Source organism: Chitinophaga varians, from assembly GCF_014529945.1.
In the GTDB taxonomy this organism is placed as follows: domain Bacteria; phylum Bacteroidota; class Bacteroidia; order Chitinophagales; family Chitinophagaceae; genus Chitinophaga; species Chitinophaga varians.
The window spans coordinates 58,967-73,602 of the sequence record NZ_JACVFB010000007.1; the positions used below are offsets into that span (position 1 = coordinate 58,967).

A 14,636-nucleotide genomic window follows, 5' to 3' on the forward strand; every position below is an offset into this window, starting at 1 on the left:
TGAAGTATTCATGTTCAAAATCAACATCCTGTGGGCTTAATTGTAAAGTCATTGCATTATGTTCATCCAGATAATGCGGAGCTATTTCATGACCTGAACTTTATTTTAAATGATGGAGAAAAGGCCGCATTGGTGGGGATCAACGGCGCCGGTAAATCAACGCTGCTCCGCATTATCTCCGGGAAAACGGAATTAACATCAGGGGAAATCATCCATTCGGAAATCCCCTGGTATGTGCCACAGCACCTCGGAGAGTTTGACAGATGGCCGGTCGCGCAGGCCTTGGAAGCAGATAAAAAACTGGATGCACTGCATGCTATCTTAGGAGGAGATACTGACCCACGGCACTTCGCCACGTTAGAGGATGACTGGGACATCGAAAATAAAGTGAGAAGGGTCCTTGAAAAATGGGACCTGGGCAACATCGATGAGAACCGGCTATTGGGCAGCCTGAGCGGCGGCCAGAAAACCAAAGTATTCCTTTCCGCCATGGATATGAACAGTCCCAACCTCATTCTGTTGGACGAGCCCTCCAATCACCTGGACATCAAAACCAGGATGAAACTGTATTCGATGATCCTGCAAAGTAAGTCGACCATGCTGATCGTGAGCCATGACAGAACACTATTGAACCTTATGAACAAAACGCTGGAACTGACTGAAAAAGGCATCGAAGTATTCGGAGGGAATTTTGATTTCTATCAGCAGAAAAAAATGGAAAAAGTAAGCGCCTTACGGGCGCGGCTCAACGAGCAGTCCAAAGCACTGAAAGCATACGAGAAAAAGGCCACCGACATGACTGATCAAAGGGCGCAACAGGAACTCAAAGGCCGGTCGGCCGGATTGAGCAATTCCATCCCCCGTATTATTGCCGGCGGCTTAAAAAACAAAGCCGAGCGCAGTACGGCGCGCATGTTAAACGCACATGAAGAAAAGATAACCACGCTGTTGCACAGCATAGCAGCCACCAAAGCAAAAATCCAGGAATATGAAACGCTTAAAATCGACATCATGGCGCCGGCACTCACGCCCGGCACGCTGCTGATCGACATGGCAGGTATCAACTTTAAGTATAGCGACAGCTTTTTATGGAATAATCTTAGCTTTCAGATCAAATCGGGCGAACGGGTACAGATTGAAGGCGAGAATGGAAGCGGGAAAACCACCCTGTTGAAAATTATCACACGGGAGCTGCCACCGTTTGAAGGCAGTTACAACAGCGCGGCCTTCTCCCACTTTTACCTCGACCAGAACTACTCGATGATAGATCCGGCATTAACGGTGTATGAACAAATACAATCACATAACAAACGTGGGCTGGATGAAGATGAATTAACGGAATTATTGGTCCACGCCCAGTTTAATCCGGCCGCCTTCGATAAAAAATGTGCCGGATTAAGTGGTGGGGAGCGAATGAAGTTATCGTTGAGTTGCCTGTTGGTCAGTAATCAGGCGCCGGATTTACTGATCCTGGATGAACCGACCAATAATCTGGATGTTCAGAGCCTGGAAGTATTAACTTTGGCCGTAAAAAATTTCGGAGGCACGCTGTTAGTGATTTCGCATGATGATTATTTTATCAGGGAGATCGGAATTGACTATAGCATCAGTTTAACTTAAAAAAATATGCCACTAAAAAATACAGGCACTGAGCAACATATAAAAGACACGGCTAAACGACTGCTTTTCGCAGAAGGGAAACTCCATGCCACCACGCAGGAAATAGCAGATGCTGCGGGGGTTAACAGAACGGCGCTACACTACTATTTCCGTTCAAGAGACCAGTTGATTGCTGCGATATTTCAGGAAGCGATGCGGGACCTGAGCCAGCGCCTCAACGAATGCATGACGGCTGAGCAACCTTTTAAAGCGAAAACAGAAAATATTATCGCCGTTTTCCTGAAGCATATGATTGCTTTCCCCTATCAGGAAACTTTTCTGGTGACCGAGATCAATACGTTAGGCAAACAACTGATCAGCGATATCCAGTCGGCCCCTGTAAAGTCGTATTTAAAGGAAGCTGCAGCCGAAATGGAGAAAGGAACGATAGAGAAGATGGACCCTGTTCATTTTCTGATGAACTTATTTTCGCTGTTGTCTTACCCATTGATCATGGCCCCCTTGTACAAAAAGTTGTTCCAGGTGTCTGCGAAAGACTTCAGGGAGTTGATAGACGAGCGCGGAAAACTGATTGTGCGCCTGCTGTTTAAAAACAAATGATGACCCTGTAATACCTAACCGGCCCGGGAAGTTTTGAATTTCTTAACTTTGGGTGATGAAAAAGCGCGCATTGCGGCCGGTTTCTGAATATAACAGCCAATTAAAGCTAAAGGGATTCAACGCTTTTGCTATTGAGGCGGACTCCAACGCAACCCGTATCTACAGCAGAAAGGACTTTTTTAAAATTTGCCTGACAACCGGCAAGAGTGCCATACATTACGCAGACCGTACTTTTGAAACGGAGGGCACCATCTTGTTCTTTGGCAATCCTCATATTCCCTACTCCTGGGAAACACTTTCCACCACTTACGTAGGCTATACCTGCCTGTTCTCTGAAGCGTTTCTCAACAGGTCAGAACGAAATGAAAGTCTACAAAGCTCCCCCTTTTTCAAAATCGGAGGTACGCCCGTCTTAAGTATCAGCGAAGAACAACGGTTGTATCTCAATAGCATCTTCCAGAAAATGATGATTGAGCAACAAAGTCAATACCAGTATAAGGACGACCTGATACGCAATTATATTCATTTAATCATCCACGAAGCCCTGAAACTGCAGCCCACAGAGCATATCCACCAACATAACAATGCCACCTCCCGTCTTACTGCCGTATTTCTGGAACTGCTGGAACGACAATTTCCGATCGAAAGCACTGATTTCCCGCTACAACTGAAAACAGCCGGGGACTACGCCCGCCATTTACATGTACACGTTAATTATCTGAACCGGGCGATAAAAGAAGTAACCGGCAAATCTACCACCACCCATATCACAGAGCGTATTATCAGCGAGGCCAAAGCGCTGCTGCTACATACCAACTGGAACATTGCCGATATTGCCTACGCACTCGGTTTTGAATACCCTACCTATTTCAACAACTTTTTTAAACGGCTCACCGGTACCAACCCCACCTCCTTCCGGGAACAGGAAGTTTGAATTTCTTAATTTTTGGTTTGACAATCTTTAACAAAGCGCCTCCCCTGCGTGTTAGCTTTGTGTCCTGTATTATAACCCATACGGGCATGAAAGCAAATACAATACAATGAACATTACAAAAGCAGGAGAAAGGCCCTCCGTTAAAGGCCCGGACGACTGGTTTACAGGAGCCGTAAGAATAGACCCCCTTTTTGACCCCAATGCCGCAAGGCGCGGAGCCGCCGCCAGCGTGACATTTGAACCGGGAGCAAGAACAGCCTGGCATACTCACCCGCTTGGACAAACACTGATTGTAACAGCCGGCTGTGGATGGGCTCAACGGGAAGGTGGCCCTATAGAAACGATCCGTCCCGGCGACGTGATCTGGTTTGAGCCTCATGAAAAGCACTGGCATGGCGCCACCGCCACTACCGGGATGACCCATATTGCCATTCAGGAGAGCCTGGACGGTAAAGTGGTGGATTGGCTGGAGCAGGTAACAGATCAGCAGTATAAAGGATAATAACAACAGCATGCAAGACATTAAACAGGACATTCTCTCCAGGCTGAGAGCCGGGGAGCCCATCCGGCTGGATGACCCCGAATACCATAAAATACAAACAATTGTTGACCGTACCATTCAACTATCATCAGCACTGAATACGGCTGCCACTATTCCCGAAATACGCAGCCATCTAAGTACGATTACCAGTCAGGCTATTGACGAAAGCACCACCGTGTTTGCACCTTTCTTTACCAATTTCGGCCGGTTCATCCGACTGGGCAGGCGGGTATTTATCAATCATGCCTGTTCTTTTCTGGACATGGGAGGCATTACCGTTGAAGACGATGTGCTCATCGGCCCTAAGGTGAACCTGATCACCGAAAACCACCCCCTAACTCCTGCCGACAGGAAAGCGCTGGTGACAAAACCGATCCTGATAAAACGCAACGCCTGGATTGGCGCCGCCGCTACTATCCTGCCTGGTGTGACCATCGGAGAGAACGCCGTTGTGGCAGCAGGATCAGTTGTTTCAAAAGATGTTCCGGACAATGTAGTGGTTGCCGGCGTACCGGCAAAAATCATCAAGACGATTACACCTGAGAGCAAAAGCAGTATTAAGCCAGATAGATAGTTGCCCCACACCACACCGCGTGCAGCAACACCTGTCTACTTTTCCAATGTCTGGAAGAGTTTGGCGATAACCTTCCATTCACCTTTAATTTTGATCAATGAATGGTAATCCACGCCATCCTTTCCGGCAGCATTATTTTCATATTCCAGGCGGGCCAAAGCTATGTTTTCCGATTTGTGCAACACTTCAACACGCGCCTTGAGGTGGGGCGCAGATCCATGCCTGGCGACAGAATCATACAGATTGGCGATGCCTCCTTCGATAAGATGCTGATCCCAGTATCCATACATAATAGCGTCGCGATGAAATGTCTTTTGCAGTTGTTCTATACTTCCAGCTCTTAATGCTGCTGCATAGTTTTCCAATACGGATATTATTTCGCTGTCCTGACTGTATTCCATGTTCTTTGATTGATTATTCAGGATATAAAGGTATGGGAGATGCGTATCCTTTGTTTTTCCAAAGCGTCCAGATTATTTTTCTATTTGGTCCATTTTTGACAACTGCATTCCGGGGAAAGTAGTGTGACGGCTATCAGTTGCTAGTGGCGATAAAATGATGGAGGATTTCCATGGTATTCCTTAAATATTCTCGAAAAATGCGACATATTCTCAAAGCCCAGAGAGAAACATATATCCGATACCGGTAGGCGGGTTGTTTCGAGCATCGCCTTTGCTTTCTCTAAGCGTTTCTTCCGCATCCATTCCGCGGGGGGCATGCTATAAGCTGCCTGGAAATCCCGTTTAAAACTGGAAAGGCTTCTTCCTGACAAATGAGCGAGTTCGGTAATCGTAACGGGCGAGGTATAATATTCTTCTACGATGTGGCGAATCCCTATCCTTGCAGGTTGATAAAGCTGCATCAGCTGTTGATATATGCTGTGATTGCCTATGCCCAGATGATATAGCATTTCTTTCATCTTCAGGCTCAGTTGTCCCGGATAAACTTCGGCGCTGTTATGAAAATAAGGGCTCAGTGATGCGGCAAAGGTGATCAGGCATTCAGTCATAGTATGTACGCCGGCTCTCGTCTCACCATCTGTCCCTTTTGGCGTTATCTTTTCCGTAGTGGCCAGAAACGATTTTATGAGGTCGTCTTTTATGCTGAACATCATGCCGTAATAGATATGCCCGTCTTCCGGGTCACCCCTTTTTTCATACTGAACGGCCGTTGTTTTCTTCAGCAAGGTCATTTCATTTTTACCGACCGTATACGTCCGTGTCCCCAGCGTCAATGAAACACTGCCCCGCAACACAAAAAGCAGCACATGCTCTTCCAGGAACATTATACCTTTTTCTTCGGCAGTCAGCAGACATTGCTCTATCAGGGGACATCCATCAATAGCCAGGCTGTTTTGTGCCGTGTCAGCATTGATCACCTGGCTGGGTATTTTGATCATTTTTTCCATCGTTACGGTGTCAAATAACGTATCTTGTGCGGTAACAACCTATAAACTAATGTACGAAAAACTTATCTCATATATCAACGCCCACGCCACCCAGCCGCTCAACGAAGAGGAAGTCAAAATTATTAAGGATATTTTTGTACCCAAAAAAATACGGAAGAAACAATACTTTTTACAGGAAGGCGAGGTATGCAAGTATATGGGATTTATCGTAAAGGGGGCCATGCGTATGTATAGTGTTGACGACAAGGGCAGCGAGCATGTGTTGAGTCTGTATGTGGAGGACTGGTGGGCAGGAGACCGTGAAAGCTTTATAATGCTTACTCCCACGGTGTATAACATAGATGCCTGGGAAGACACAGACATTCTGACGATCACCCAGGCCAGGCTGGCTGAGTTCAATTCCATTCCGGCACTGCATGAAATGAGCAGAAAGCTGGACGAAAAGCACGCTTTCGCCAACATGAAAAGGCTTAGTGCATCCAATAGCCTCCCGCTGGAACAACGCTATGCAGACCTGGTAGAAAGATACCCTGATTTCCTGCAGCGTTTTCCGCAGCATATCATAGCTTCCTACCTTGGCGTCGCCAAAGAAACCCTTAGCAGGGTACGCAGCCAAAGCGGCAAAAAATAAAGACAGCCTCTCCCAAACAGGTCGTTGACAAATGTCAACGTTATTTTGCAGCATTTATCATCGCTTTCAGCCTCCTGTTCATAGCATTTTTGCATTGTCAACACAACTACTGACATCAAAACAAAATGCTATGAAAAAGAAGATCACATTCACATCGCAGGGCCGCCGGGCCGACGTAGGCGATTATGAAATCTATCGCATCCTTCCTAACCACTATGTGAAGGCCGTAGGCCCTTTTGTATTCCTGGACTATGTGCCGCCTGTGCAGCACGCTGCTGACGAACCCCGCAAAGCAGTGAACGGGAGCGGCGCCCATCCTCACCGGGGGATTGCTACATTAACCTATGTACTGAACGGAGAAGCTGACCATTTTGACAGCAACGGCCATCACGCCAAAGTATATTCCGGTGGTGCCCAATGGATGAAGGCAGGGACCGGCATCATCCATGACGAGGTAATAAATCCAGATCCTCAGACCAATAATGGCCTTACACACGGATTTCAGTTCTGGGTGAACCTGCCCGCTAAAAACAAGGCCGAAAAGCCCGATTACGTTCCCGTACAGGCCGGGGAAATCCCTGTAAAGGAACTGGAGGATCATGCAGGATGGCTAAAAGCAGTTACCGGCACCTATAGACAGTACACCTCCAAAATCCCTGTTTACCTGGACCAGTTCATTTATCATCTCCACCTGGAACCGGGAAAGACGTTCCTGCTGCACGACGAAAAAGGTATAGAATATGCCGCTTTCCTGGTCAACGAAGCAACAATCAATGACACTAAGTTCAGCCAAGGCGAGTTCCTGCTTTTTGATAAAAGTTCCGGTACCATCGAAAGCCGGAATCATTCAAACGCGCCCATTGATATCATTTTCTTTGGCGGCGCTACCTACACAGAGCCGATCGTAGCACAAGGCCCATTTGTCATGAATACGCAGCAGGAGATTTCCACCGCCTATAGCGATTTTCATCATGGCAAGTATGGTAAAATCAGGTATGAACAGCAAGCCTGATGATATAGCTCAGAAAACAGATAAAACCATAAAGACACGCAAATATCCTTTGTATCAAAATCCAAAAGCAATGAAAAAAGCAGCCGCTTTAATAATAGCAACGTTATTCGTCATTACTGTAAACGTCCAATCCGGCCCACCGCTTATCGGCGCCGACATGATCGTATTTAATGCCAAAATCACCACCCAGAACCTGGCCCAACCGGAAGCATCCGCCCTGGCGGTAAAAAGAGGAAGGATATATGCAGTGGGACAAGACGCCGAGATCCTTAGTCTGAAAGACAACAATACCCGGCTGATTGATGCTGCCGGCCGCCGCCTGATACCGGGGCTCAATGACGTTCATCTACACGTGCTCAATGAAAGCAATTATAATTACAATATAAGGTGGGATGGCGTACCTACGCTGAAGCTGGCACTCGAGATGCTGGCAGAGCAGGCCCAAAGGACGCCGGAAGGACAATGGGTGAAAGTTATTGGTGGCTGGTCGCCTTATCAGTTCAGAGAAAACCGGCACCCGACGGTGGAAGAACTGAACAAGGCAGTGCCCAACAGACCGCTTATTGTGCAGTATGCCTATAACAGAGCCTTTTTAAATAAGCCAGCCATGAAGGCCATGGGATTGGGTACCCCGAAGTTCCCGATGGTACCGGGCACCGTGCTTGAAAAAGACAAGAAGGGACAATACACAGGCGTGATCGTTGGCTATGCTTTTATTTTCCTGGCCCTGGAGAACATGGTACCCCAGCCTTCGCCTGAAGAGCAGGTGAACTCCATGGCGTACGTGATCAACGATCTGAACCGTTTCGGGATCACCTCGGTGAATGACGGGGGCAGCATCAAAGGCTATCCCGCATCACACGCACCGCTGCAGGCATTGATCCGGAACAATCGACTGAACATTCGTTTTCCGTTCATCGACCTGCAGTCAGCAGGGGCTGATGGCAGCTCGATGGTAGAAGCAGACATTAAAGCCATCACAAAGATTGCTCCCATAAGCCCCGGGGAGAATATTCACCCCACCATGGTACATGGCCACGAGTATGAAGGCGCCGGCGAACTGCTGAGGGTAGCACTGCACGACTATGAAAATTTCGATGAACCGGCTGTAGTTATCAATGCAGACACTATGCGCCATTACATCGAAGAAGATGTAAACCAACTGGTAAAAAGGAGGATTCCCTTCCGGATGCATATCAGCTATAATGAAAACATCTCCCCCTTCCTGGACGCATTGGAAAAAATAAACCGGCAAACACCGCTTGACGGGCTACGCTGGAGTATCGAACATGCGGAGACTATCAGCCCGGAAAATATAGAACGGGTAAAAAAACTGGGGGGCGGCATTGCCCTCGACGATAAAATGGCATTGCACGGAGATGCCTTCGTGAAGACGTACGGCGCCGGGAAGGCCCTACAGACACCTCTCCTGCGAAGCCTCGTGAACAGCGGCATCCCATTGGCGATGACCACAGATGGCTTCAGGGCTTCTTCCTACAACCCCTGGATCGGCATTGGCTGGACCGTTTCCGGCAAGTCTGTATCAGGTTCGGAAATACTGGCCAAAAACAATCGTTTGACCCGGGCAGAGGCGCTCAGATTATATACCCTCGGCGCCGCCTGGTTTGAGCACAATGAGCATGAAAAAGGCAGGATCGCCCCCGGCAACCTCGCAGATTTCGCCCTGCTCAGCGCAGACTATTTTACCGTACCGGAAGATGAGATAAAAAATATATCCGCTGTATTAACCGTGGTAGATGGTAGCGTGGTATTTGGTACCGGTAAATATAGCAGCATGGCACCACAGCTCCCAGACATACTTCCAGCCTGGTCGCCTGTAAAATATTTCGGAGGATATTACCATACCAGGTAAGCAACAGTAACCCGGATAAATATGAAAACTTCGCTCTTATGTGGCCCCCCAAACAGATACTTCCCCGGGGCGCCACATAAGAGCGAAGTATATACTGGTTTGTAATATTGCCAGGATTACAATTCCAACATATAATAGATCACATCTTCCGTAGTACCATCAAGCCAGTTGACAGACTCCCGGTAACTGTAGCTGAATCCGGCACGCCGGATGGCGGCTTTGGAGATATTGTTACTCTCACGATGACTTATGGTCAACCGTTTCAGGGCCCACTTCGATGCCCATGCAAATCTTATCCTGTAAAAAAGTGAAGAAAGTCCTATACCTCTGTATTCGTTGCGGATAAACGATTGACCCAAATAAGCTTCTTCTTCGTTTAACAACAATATACTGGTCATTCCAATCAATTCATCGTCCTTAAAAAGTCCAAAAATTGCCCTTGGGTGCCTTACCCGTTCCTCCCATTCAGCATCTGTCAGTTCAGACTCCGCAGGCGTAGTGCATCGAAACATCGTTGGCTCTGTATAAATAGCTTCTAAACGAATTTTTTTATACAGCTGAGCTTCCGTTTCCAGGAGTTGACGGATGATGTAATTACCTGTTTCCAACTGTAGCTGATAAGTATCCATAGCCGTTTCTTTTAATCATAAGCAGCCTTTCCGTAGCATTTCAAAAAGGATGACAAGTAATTAAAAGTACCAATATTTTGAATTGGTAACGAACTAAAGTCACTCACACGTCTTCTGCAAAGATCAACTTTATATGGAGATGACCTTCTTACCCATCAAATATTGATCAATCAGATGCAGCGTCAACACGTTTCCTCCCGATGATAAAATGTGATGTATGTCACGCAATCGGCTTCCGCTGCTGCTGTTACTTTGCGGTATTAATAAACCACAAAAATGAAACAGCAAAAATTTCAGCTCGTCGTTGCACAAAGCAACATTGATTGGGTAGGCCGCAAAGTAACAGGCGCCCATAATGGCACCATCGCCCTGAAAGATGGTACGCTGCTTCTGCAGAACGGTCAACTTTCCGGGGGCGCGTTCACGATCGATACCACCTCCATCAAAATACTAGACATTACCGATCCGGCTGCCAATACGCAGTTTGCCGGTCACCTCGCTTCCGACGACTTTTTCGGTATTGAGCAATATCCTGAAGCCTATTTTGAACTCACCAGCGTGGAGGGTAACCATGTGGAAGGGAACCTCACTATGAAAGGTATTACAAATACCGTCAGGTTTGAGACGCAGCTGCAGCTCAACGAAGACTCACTTACTGCCACCGCGACCATCATTGTTGACCGTACCCTGTTTGGCATCCGCTTCCGCTCCGGCAATTTCTTCAAAGACCTGGGCGATACACTTATCTACAATGATTTTGAGTTAAAGGTAACACTCACCGCTCAACTAGCAGAAGAGGTTATTTTAGCATAAAAAATCAAATCATGTATACTTCCCGTATGCGGCCTTTAGCTGACTAAAACGATTCAATTCCGGAAAAGAGTATCTTTATATACTATGGATACTGCTACGCTTTTACAGGCCCATGTGGCTAAATTGGCTTCCCTCACGGAGAATGAATTTGAACGCTTTTATGCTCACTTTAAACCCATTTCTTTCAGGAAAGGACAAATGGTGATAAGAGAAGGAGACAAGGTAGATTGCGAGTACTTTGTTGTTTCGGGTTGTCTGAAAACATTCTTCATCAACGATGATGTTAAAATGTATATTCTCCAGTTTGCCATGCCTACATGGTGGGCTTCCGATTACCAGGCGTTGTATTCAGGCACCAGGGCAACTGTTAACGTTGATTGTATCACAGATGCCGAATTACTGAGTCTGTCAAACGACGACCGGGAAAAGCTATGCCGCGAAATTCCCCAGGTGGGCCATTTTTTCCGCTGGCGTACCAACCGGGGTTATGTGGCGGCACAAAAAAGATTGCTGTCCTTTATGAACAACGACGCCAAGACCCGTTACGAAGAGCTGATGCAGTTATACCCCCAGCTTTATAGTATTGTTCCCAAGCATCTTATCGCCGCTTATCTGGGCGTTTCCAGGGAGACGCTCAGCCGTTTGTATAATAACCATAAGAATGTGATATAGGTCACGTAATATACTTCCTTCCGCGTTGTTACTTTGTATTGTCAAAACTACAATACAATGGAAACAGCACAGAAAGATGCACAACTGATATCACAGCTGCTGGAGAACGATTACTTTACAGGTATCTATACCGGTGATACCGCCAGGCTTCGGAGGATCTATCATTCCGGCACACTTCTTTTCGGAGATGTAAAAGGCCAGCCTTACGCGAAAACACTGGACGAATATTTAACCGGCGTGGCAGGCAGGCAAAGTCCTAAAGATTCCGGCAAATCTTTCAAAGGCGAAGTATTGAATGTACGTGTTACCAATTCTATCGCGGTGGCTGAAGTGAAGGTGAAGATGTACGATTTCATTTATCAGGAGTACTTGTCTTTTCACAAAATAAACGGCCACTGGCTTATCGTTAATAAAATGATCAGCGACGTCGCAGAAAATGCAAAATAGTGAGTCCTCCCGGTAAAAGATAAAAGTGATTATCACGACGGAGGTACGCATTGAAACAAACTACACATCAGGTATAAATGGTCATATTTGATGAAAGACAGATGATAGGTAAGACAATAAAGTGATTAAATTATGTGGAACGATACAGCAGTAACAAAACTTCTTGGGATTGATTATCCCGTTTTTCAAGGCCCTTTTGGCGGAAATCTTTCATCGGTTGACCTGGTTGCCACGATCTCCAATGCGGGTGGATTAGGTGGATATGGAGCCTATTCGAATACGCCGCAGGAGATTATTGAAATAGACCGGCAAATAAAGTCCGCCACCAATAAAGGTTATAACCTAAACCTCTGGGTATCGGACACCGATGTCCCTAACGCGGACGGCACTATCACCGATGAATATTTTCAGCAAACAGCGGCGCTGTTCAAACCTTATTTTGATGAAGCCGGATTGCCCCTGCCGGAAAAGCCAGCTCCTTTCCATTCAAGATTTGAAAATCAATTACAGCTAGTGTTGGATTTGCGTCCGAAAGTTTTCAGCTACATGTTCGGCACGCTTTCGCCGGAAATCCTGGAAGAATGTCGCAGGCGGGGTATTATCACAGCAGGTGCTGCTACCACACCGGATGAAGCCATAGCCCTGGAAGCCACGGGAACCGATATGATCATTGCTTCAGGTTTTGAGGCGGGTGGCCACCGCCCTTCCTTCCTGGCCTCTGCCGAATCATCGACCATGGGCAGTTTTGTGCTTTTACAATTAATCCGGGAAAAAGTAAAGGTTCCGGTAATCGCCGCAGGAGGTATCGCTACCGGCAAAGGCATCGCTGCGGCGTTAACACTGGGAGCAGATGCTGTGCAGATAGGTACCGCATTTCTGGCCTGCGATGAATCCGGAGCGCCACCCAGTCACAGGGAAATGCTTTTTTCCGACCACGCAAAATACACCTCGCTTACACGTGCTTTCACCGGCAGGCTGGGCAGAGGCATCAGTAATCGAATCACCAAAGCATTACAGGACACCGCAGGGCAGTTTCTGCCATTTCCTTTACAGACGCAATTGATGTCCCCTTTGAGAAAAGCTTCCCTGGAGAAGGAAAAATGGGATATGGTATTTTTTTGGGGCGGACAAATAGCGCCGCTGTTAAAACACAGAAAGGCAGGTGAACTGATGCGTGCATTGGTGGAGGAAACGAATACCTTTTATTCATCCACCACAAAAAATTAGCAGCATGATTCACTCAAAAGTATGGTATGTTACCGGTGCATCGCAGGGACTGGGTTTAACGCTTGTTAAGAAACTGTTGGCAGGAGGCTACCGTGTGGCTGCCACCTCACGCAATGCACAGCTGTTAAAAGATGCCGTTGCCATTACTGATCACGAACGCTTTCTGCCACTTACAGTAGATCTGGGGAACACTGACTGCATAGAGGAGTCTGTGACCCGGACGCTGGAATCATTCGGCCGGATCGACGTGGTGGTAAATAACGCCGGGTATGGTCTGGCGGCAACAGTCGAAGAGACCACTGAAGAAGACATACGGAAAATTTTTGACGTGAATGTGATGGCTACTATCAATGTGACCAAAAATATACTACCCGTATTAAGGGAACAGCGTTCAGGTCACATCATCAATATAGGTTCCGTGGCGGGGTTCGCGGGCGCACCGGGGTGGTCAGTTTATTCCGCCACCAAGGCGGCTGTTGCAGCTTTCTCAGAGGTACTGGCGCTGGACGTGGAAGAATTTGGCATCCATGTTACTGTAGTGGAGCCTTCCGGGTTTCGTACCGGGTTCCTCACCAAAGATTCGCTCGCGTACACACGGAGCCAAATTGAAGGATACCTGGCCGTCAAAGAAACGCAGGCCCGGTATCTGGCTGTCGATGGCAAACAACCAGGTGATCCGGAACGTGCTTCAGCAATATTGATTCGCGTATCCGAAAGCGAAAACCCTCCACTGCACCTCTATCTGGGTGCAGATGCCTATACCCGCGCATCAGGCAAGTTACAACAAATGGCCGCGGAGATGGTGACCTGGAGAGAGACGACATTATCCGCTGATTTTTAACTGCACAAGATGTAGACCTTCCCGGATCACCGCTCCTTTATGACCGGTCCGAAAACCGCAATGTTATTCCAGGGTGATTTCACGCAGGTCCACTGATACCAGCAGTGGCTCCGGCACCAGTGGGGAATTGTCTTCCTGCCTAACATACACGCTCCGTTTGGTGGCCACTTTAATACCCTGAACATCGACGTAATTAGATAAAAAATGCGCGGCGCCTGATCCTCCTAAGATGTCTACGTCGTAGTCGTGTCGTCTGATCAGTCCTGCATCATCGATGTAAAAAGTCTGTACCGCCCCGTGTGAGGCTATTTCCTTCGGGAAGGTCACCCGCAGGCGTCGGAATGTCTCTTGTCCGTCTTTCCAGGGTACCAGCTCTTTCGCCTCATAGTTGTCTCCTGCGAAATTGAATGGCGCGTTAAAGTAAGTCCACATAGCGTACCCGGCAAAGTAGGCCAGCTGTAACCGCGTCCAGGGAGTTTCTACTGTATGGCCTGTAAAAGATGACCGTGGATCCAGCAGCTCCTCCACCACCTCACCCCGGCTGTTCTCAATAGCTACACGCCCCGGCTCAAAAGACGTATGCCAGTCGCTGTTTATAAAAGGGTAATGCGAAGTAAACTCCCGCCGGGTATCGGAGGTAACATACAGGTCATCCATTATACCAGGCTGTTGCTTCATCGCCCATGTAACACCTCCACAGACAATTCTTGCAGAGATTTTCCGGAATTTGTTCCAGGTTTCCAATCCACCGTGCGCATCGACGGTTGTTTTTAGTAAATCATTCATGGCTATATTAATTTTTAAATAGTGGGGC

The 14,636-nt window shown here is 47.5% G+C and carries 17 protein-coding genes; 13 read left to right on the plus strand and 4 right to left on the minus strand.

From position 1 onward, the window contains the following. Positions 1-30: 30 nt before the first annotated feature. The 5 genes from ICL55_RS29055 to ICL55_RS35485 all read left to right on the plus strand — a co-directional run bounded on the left by ICL55_RS29055 (position 31) and on the right by ICL55_RS35485 (position 4,269). Entirely contained in the window at positions 31-1,620 is a 1,590-nt protein-coding gene (locus ICL55_RS29055; RefSeq protein ID WP_188104291.1) for an ATP-binding cassette domain-containing protein, read from the plus strand. Between the two features lie 6 nt (positions 1,621-1,626). Beyond that, positions 1,627-2,220 carry a TetR/AcrR family transcriptional regulator gene (locus ICL55_RS29060; RefSeq protein WP_188104293.1) on the plus strand — a complete coding sequence of 198 codons (594 nt, stop codon included), beginning with the start codon at positions 1,627-1,629 and terminating at the stop codon, positions 2,218-2,220. Between the two features lie 55 nt (positions 2,221-2,275). Further along, complete coding sequence (locus ICL55_RS29065; RefSeq protein ID WP_188104295.1) at positions 2,276-3,154, plus strand: helix-turn-helix domain-containing protein; 879 nt, start codon at positions 2,276-2,278, stop codon at positions 3,152-3,154. A gap of 106 nt (positions 3,155-3,260) precedes the next feature. After that, positions 3,261-3,656: a (R)-mandelonitrile lyase gene (locus tag ICL55_RS29070; RefSeq protein WP_188104297.1), complete on the plus strand. Its 396-nt coding sequence runs from the start codon at positions 3,261-3,263 to the stop codon at positions 3,654-3,656. Positions 3,657-3,666: 10 nt separating this feature from the next. Further along, positions 3,667-4,269: a DapH/DapD/GlmU-related protein gene (locus tag ICL55_RS35485; RefSeq protein WP_188104300.1), complete on the plus strand. Its 603-nt coding sequence runs from the start codon at positions 3,667-3,669 to the stop codon at positions 4,267-4,269. Positions 4,270-4,304: 35 nt separating this feature from the next. Here the strand turns inward: ICL55_RS35485 and ICL55_RS29080 are convergent, their stop codons facing one another. Together ICL55_RS29080 and ICL55_RS29085 are read right to left on the minus strand one after the other, a co-directional pair. Then, positions 4,305-4,670 carry a nuclear transport factor 2 family protein gene (locus ICL55_RS29080; protein WP_188104302.1) on the minus strand — a complete coding sequence of 122 codons (366 nt, stop codon included), beginning with the start codon at positions 4,668-4,670 and terminating at the stop codon, positions 4,305-4,307. Positions 4,671-4,810: 140 nt separating this feature from the next. Beyond that, positions 4,811-5,677, minus strand: coding sequence for a helix-turn-helix domain-containing protein (locus ICL55_RS29085; protein ID WP_188104304.1), 867 nt, complete (start codon positions 5,675-5,677; stop codon positions 4,811-4,813). Between the two features lie 49 nt (positions 5,678-5,726). Here ICL55_RS29085 and ICL55_RS29090 point away from each other — a divergent pair, with 49 nt between their 5' ends. The 3 genes from ICL55_RS29090 (at position 5,727) to ICL55_RS29100 (ending at position 9,193) form a co-directional block, all read left to right on the plus strand. After that, positions 5,727-6,308 carry a Crp/Fnr family transcriptional regulator gene (locus ICL55_RS29090; RefSeq protein WP_188104307.1) on the plus strand — a complete coding sequence of 194 codons (582 nt, stop codon included), beginning with the start codon at positions 5,727-5,729 and terminating at the stop codon, positions 6,306-6,308. Between the two features lie 130 nt (positions 6,309-6,438). Continuing rightward, a complete protein-coding gene (locus ICL55_RS29095; protein WP_188104309.1) occupies positions 6,439-7,320 on the plus strand; it encodes a pirin family protein in 882 nt (293 codons plus the stop codon). Positions 7,321-7,390: 70 nt separating this feature from the next. Then, positions 7,391-9,193, plus strand: a complete 1,803-nt coding sequence (locus tag ICL55_RS29100) for an amidohydrolase (RefSeq protein WP_188104312.1) — start codon at positions 7,391-7,393, stop codon at positions 9,191-9,193. A gap of 116 nt (positions 9,194-9,309) precedes the next feature. Here ICL55_RS29100 and ICL55_RS29105 read toward each other — a convergent pair whose 3' ends face one another. Continuing rightward, positions 9,310-9,822 carry a GNAT family N-acetyltransferase gene (locus tag ICL55_RS29105; RefSeq protein ID WP_188104314.1) on the minus strand — a complete coding sequence of 171 codons (513 nt, stop codon included), beginning with the start codon at positions 9,820-9,822 and terminating at the stop codon, positions 9,310-9,312. Between the two features lie 276 nt (positions 9,823-10,098). Between ICL55_RS29105 and ICL55_RS29110 the strand changes: the two genes are divergently transcribed. The 5 genes from ICL55_RS29110 to ICL55_RS29130 all read left to right on the plus strand — a co-directional run bounded on the left by ICL55_RS29110 (position 10,099) and on the right by ICL55_RS29130 (position 13,822). Next, entirely contained in the window at positions 10,099-10,635 is a 537-nt protein-coding gene (locus tag ICL55_RS29110; protein ID WP_188104316.1) for a YceI family protein, read from the plus strand. Between the two features lie 84 nt (positions 10,636-10,719). After that, positions 10,720-11,307, plus strand: a complete 588-nt coding sequence (locus ICL55_RS29115; protein WP_188104318.1) for a Crp/Fnr family transcriptional regulator — start codon at positions 10,720-10,722, stop codon at positions 11,305-11,307. 57 nt (positions 11,308-11,364) lie between these two features. Further along, complete coding sequence (locus tag ICL55_RS29120) at positions 11,365-11,754, plus strand: nuclear transport factor 2 family protein (RefSeq protein ID WP_188104321.1); 390 nt, start codon at positions 11,365-11,367, stop codon at positions 11,752-11,754. Between the two features lie 132 nt (positions 11,755-11,886). Then, positions 11,887-12,981, plus strand: a complete 1,095-nt coding sequence (locus ICL55_RS29125; protein WP_188104323.1) for an NAD(P)H-dependent flavin oxidoreductase — start codon at positions 11,887-11,889, stop codon at positions 12,979-12,981. A gap of 4 nt (positions 12,982-12,985) precedes the next feature. After that, the gene (locus ICL55_RS29130) at positions 12,986-13,822 is read left to right on the plus strand and encodes an SDR family NAD(P)-dependent oxidoreductase (RefSeq protein ID WP_188104324.1); all 837 of its coding nucleotides are present in this window, start codon (positions 12,986-12,988) and stop codon (positions 13,820-13,822) included. Between the two features lie 63 nt (positions 13,823-13,885). Here ICL55_RS29130 and ICL55_RS29135 read toward each other — a convergent pair whose 3' ends face one another. After that, positions 13,886-14,608 carry a hypothetical protein gene (locus ICL55_RS29135; RefSeq protein ID WP_188104326.1) on the minus strand — a complete coding sequence of 241 codons (723 nt, stop codon included), beginning with the start codon at positions 14,606-14,608 and terminating at the stop codon, positions 13,886-13,888. Positions 14,609-14,636 lie beyond the last annotated feature (28 nt).